This is a genomic window from Halapricum sp. CBA1109 (assembly GCF_009741825.1).
Lineage (GTDB): Archaea > Halobacteriota > Halobacteria > Halobacteriales > Haloarculaceae > Halapricum.
The window spans coordinates 1-2,514 of sequence record NZ_WPCA01000227.1 but is presented as its reverse complement, the minus strand read 5'-3'; the positions used below and the strand labels follow the sequence as shown (position 1 = coordinate 2,514).

At 63.6% G+C, this 2,514-nt stretch carries 3 protein-coding genes and 2 pseudogenes; all 5 read right to left on the bottom strand.

The window, feature by feature from the left end; genetic code table 11:
• Window positions 1-289 (bottom strand): annotated as a pseudogene (locus GJ629_RS15425) (hypothetical protein); the annotation flags it as partial.
• 189 nt (window positions 290-478) lie between these two features.
• Window positions 479-814 carry a PIN domain-containing protein gene (locus GJ629_RS18160; RefSeq protein WP_394350945.1) on the bottom strand — a complete coding sequence of 112 codons (336 nt, stop codon included), beginning with the start codon at window positions 812-814 and terminating at the stop codon, window positions 479-481.
• Window positions 815-906: 92 nt separating this feature from the next.
• On the bottom strand, window positions 907-1,248 hold the full coding sequence (locus GJ629_RS15415; RefSeq protein ID WP_157513803.1) for a hypothetical protein: 342 nt from the start codon (window positions 1,246-1,248) through the stop codon (window positions 907-909).
• A 387-nt stretch (window positions 1,249-1,635) separates the two neighbouring features.
• Entirely contained in the window at window positions 1,636-2,259 is a 624-nt protein-coding gene (locus tag GJ629_RS15410; protein WP_157513802.1) for a hypothetical protein, read from the bottom strand.
• A 32-nt stretch (window positions 2,260-2,291) separates the two neighbouring features.
• Window positions 2,292-2,514: pseudogene (locus tag GJ629_RS16545) on the bottom strand (Crp/Fnr family transcriptional regulator); the annotation flags it as partial.

Here is a 2,514-nt window from a genome sequence, read left to right as displayed (position 1 = left end):
GGTTCGCTTCCAGCAACAGCGCTTGGGTCTCGGTGTCGGTGACGACGGTGTCGACGGCGGCGGCGCGGTCGACCATCCGCCGGATGCGCTCGCCGCGCGGGTCGGCGTACGACCGCACGCGGTCACGCAGGTCGACGGCTTTGCCCACGTACAGCACCGTCGCCGCGTCCGCCTCGACGTCTGTGAAGTCGTCGGCGTCGCCGTGTTCGACCGCCGCGTCCAGAAACCGGTAGACGCCCGGCTCTCCGGGGAGTTCGTTCGCTCGCTCCCTGACCGCGTCGGCGTCCATCGGAGCGGTGGTTGGCACCGGCGACAGTTGAACGTACCGTCAGGAGAGAACACGATTCACACTGCGAGACTCGTGTGCTGGGTTCTCTGGTCGCCGTGACCGATTTGGATACGTTCCTCGACCACTACTGCGGTACTCACACGCTAGCGGCGCAGCGAAGGGAGTGCGAGAAAGTCGACTGGCTGTGATTCAAGGATACGGGTCCACGTCACCGTTCAGTCGAGTGATTCCGTTGAGTCGGTCGAATTTCTCGTCGAAGGAGTAGATGTACTCGATCCCTTGGCGGCGCATATAGGCTACCGTCATCGCATCGGGATACTCGAAGCCCGGTTTCATCCGAAAAATGGCTCTCCCGTTTTCGACATCCGACTCACTGGGTTGGTCGAGCGTGATCGGCTTTCTCTGTAAGAGCCAGTCAAGCGTCTCTTTCGATGCCGCCCAGTCAGCGCTGTTCTGGACGTGCTTCAGAATTTCCTGTACGAACGGGAGCGGTATCCTCGCTCTCGGGAGTCGTCCCTCGGTGATCCCCTCGACGATGGGGCTCGCCCGCTGGTGGTACTGATCTAAAGAGTCGCCAGCCCGTCACTACGTTGGAGTCGACAACTGCGAGGCCCATCTTACTCCGACACGTCCGGTTCCGGGTTCGCCTCGATCTCCTCGACGCTGTTCGTCTCGCCCACATCTATCGACTCTAACTCATCCGGTGCGCTCGGTTCGTCGACGTAGTCAGGGTGCCACCACAACACGACGTTGCCCGACTTGTGACGCTTCACAGTTCCCTTGTCGGCCAACTGCTGAAGCCGCCGACGCGCCGCATCGCGTGCACACCCCGCGACGATGGAGATGTCCCGCGAGGTAAGCGCCGGACTCTCGTGATGCTTGAACACTTCCACGACATCCTCGTCCGACACCCCGTTTTCAGACTCTCCGGGTTCATCTTGCCTTGCTGTTTCGCTCATACCTCAAAGATCGGTACCGATCCGTAAAAACCTCCGTTCCACTCAATCGTTCCGCAGCACTCGGTTGAGATAGTTCCACTACCTACGCCACAGTATGTCACAGCAGGGAGAAAACCCAAACCAAGGCTGAAACGGACCTCTCTCTGGTGGGACGTACCTGTTGGAGAGAAATGGAAGGCCCTGAAAGTCCCAATTTCAGATTAGCTGCCGAAGACCGATAGCCACACGACTTCTGCGGCATCTCGGTCGCGGTGTCTGCCGACGGGACTACGACGCTGGTCGGCGCGGAAGACGGCACCGGACCACACGGGTCACAGGCCGGCGCAGTACGTGTTTCGGCCGTACACGGACTCCATCGGAACCCCCGACGGACAGACACTCTGACCGTCAAGGTAGCAACCTCTCTAACCGACCGCCCGAATCGCGGTCGACGCCCTCCGGGAAGACGGCCGCCCGGATCTGCTCGGCGACCACGTCGCTCTCGACATCGTCGGCCGGCACCTCGATTGGGTCGCTGTCCTCGCCGGCCACTTCGATCAGCAGCGCCCGGTCGCGCGACCACGCGTAGACGCCCAGCGGAACCAGCGCGAACAGCAACAACAGGCCACCGAACAACCGGAGGAGGTCATCAAGGTTCCGCAGCAACTCGATCATCGTGTTGAACAGGCCGAGGATGCCGCCCAGCCCCATCTGGCCGGTGGTCTGCGGGAGACCCACGTCACCGAGGATGGTGTCGAACGGGAGGAAGACGCCGGCGGCGACGAGGAGACTGCCGTATATCACCGCGCGAGCGCCCAACCGGAGGAACCGCCGCTCGCCGCGGCCCCGCACCGAGACGCCGGTGACGTTCGGGCGGTCGACCTGCTGGAAGTTCGACCCGTCCCCGCCCGGTGTGAACGCCAGCACGCGGTGGGAGGTGACGACCACGGCCGAGTCGCCGGCGTCGACGCGTCGCTCGATGGACTCGCCGTCGTACAGCAACTCCTCGGCCCGGTCGCTCCAGCGCGCCATCTTTCTCCCGTAGGACGGCCCGGAGTAAAACGCTACTCCCCGGCGGGATCGACGACCTCGTAGCTGATGTTGCCGTCCCGCAGGGTGTCGGTGTGTTTCGAGAGTTCGGTCGTCGTCGCCAGCAACAGCACGTCAAGCCCCTTCATCGCGGCCTCGGAGACGGCGTCGACGGTCCCGAACCGCACGTCGGGCGAGACGCCCGCCCGCTCGGCGGTCGCCAGCGCCTCGGTTCCGGCGACGGCGACGATGTCGTGG